The sequence below is a fragment of the Streptomyces sp. NPDC054813 genome, assembly GCF_053611365.1.
The window spans coordinates 1-1,565 of the sequence record NZ_JBSHAF010000073.1; the positions used below are offsets into that span (position 1 = coordinate 1).

2 protein-coding genes are annotated in these 1,565 nt (G+C 69.5%); one reads left to right on the forward strand and one right to left on the reverse strand.

Going from position 1 to position 1,565, the window contains the following annotated elements; genetic code table 11:
• Positions 1-123 precede the first annotated feature (123 nt).
• Positions 124-1,020, reverse strand: coding sequence for an SDR family oxidoreductase (locus ACWGJB_RS49800; RefSeq protein ID WP_453386633.1), 897 nt, complete (start codon positions 1,018-1,020; stop codon positions 124-126).
• An 89-nt stretch (positions 1,021-1,109) separates the two neighbouring features.
• Here ACWGJB_RS49800 and ACWGJB_RS49805 point away from each other — a divergent pair.
• The coding region (locus ACWGJB_RS49805; protein ID WP_453386634.1) for a TetR family transcriptional regulator at positions 1,110-1,565 on the forward strand (456 nt) is incomplete at its 3' end.

Here is a 1,565-nt window from a genome sequence, read left to right on the forward strand (position 1 = left end):
AACCGTGCTGGCCCTTCGTCCGAGCACACGATTCAAGCAAACCCTGTCGGTTCCGTGTCCTCGCCCCTGCATGTCGTCGTTGTCGAGACCGACACTGCCTGGTGCGTCGGCCTGTCAGGTGCGTCAGGCGCGGAAGTAGGACTCGGCGTCCAGGTCCTGCATGAGGGTCGGCCCGCTTGGGGCCCAGCCGAGGAGTTCCTGCGTGCGAGTGCTCGAGGCGGGGATGTCCATGGCGAAGAAGCGGCCGATCCAGCCGAAGTGCTTCTGCGCGTCCTGCGATGCGATCGAGGTCAGGGGAACGTCGAGTCCTCGTCCGATGGCCTGGGCGATCTCCCGTGTGGGGACTCCCTCCTCGCTCACCGCGTGCAGGAGCGTTCCCGCCGGGGCCTTCTCGAGTCCCAGGCGGGTGATCCGTGCGGCATCTGACCGGTGGACCGCCGGCCAGCGGTTCGTGCCATCGCCGACGTAGCCCGCGACCCCTTTCTCACGGGCGATGGCGACCAGGGTCGCGATGAACCCATGGTCGCCATCGCCGTGCACGGTCGGGGCGAACCGCACGCTGACCGTGTTCACGCCGCGATCGACGTACTCCAGCGCGAGGTTCTCGCTGCCGCCTCGAGGGGACTGCAGGCCGTGGAACGGTGACCTGTCGCCCTCGGTTGCCACCCGGCCCTGCGCCGGGCCGGCGACGCCGGACGCCAGCAGGAACGGACGGCCTGATCCGGTCAGGACGTCGCCGATCGCCTGCACGGCGGCCCGTTCGGCCTGATTGGAGACGGCGGGGTTGGTGAAGTCGTGCTTGTTGGCGAGGTGGAGGACGGCGTCAGCGGTCGCCGCGCCCTCCCGGATGCTGTCGAGGTCGTCGAGGTCGCCACGGCGGACCTGGGCACCCTTCGCGTCGAGGGATGCGGCCGAGGTGTCGGAGCGGGCGAGCCCGACCACCTCGTGGCCGGCGGCGAGCAGCTCGTCGACCGCGGCCGAGCCGATCCACCCGGATGCTCCGGTGACGAAGACGCGCATGTGAATGATCTCCTTCGATGGCCAAGCCTGGGGAACGAAGCGAGCAATGTCAGTCACTGACGTCAGTGACTGCTGTCACTGTAGCTACCATGTCGGCCGCTGTCATCACTAGAGTGGTGGCCATGGTGCGATGGGAGCCCGGGGCGCGGGAGCGCCTGCAGGCGGCGGCGATGGACCTTTACATCAGTCGCGGCTTCGACAGGACGACCGCGGCCGACATCGCCCAGGCCGTCGGCCTCACGGAGCGCACGTTCTTCCGCCACTTCGCCGACAAGCGCGAGGTGCTCTTCAGCGGGCAGGAGCTGCTGGAGCAGGCGTTCCTGGACGGGGTGGCTGCGGCTGTCCCGCACGCGTCGCCGCTCGAGATGGTCGAGTCCGCCCTGTCGGCCGCGGCGACGTTCTTCCCGGCCGAGCGCCGCGACCACTCCAGGCGGCGGCGGACGATCATCTCCGAGAATCCTGCGCTGCAGGAACGGGAGTTGTTGAAGTTGGCGGGGCTGGCCACGGCGGTCGCTGCCGCCCTCCGATCGCGGGGCGTCCCCGAG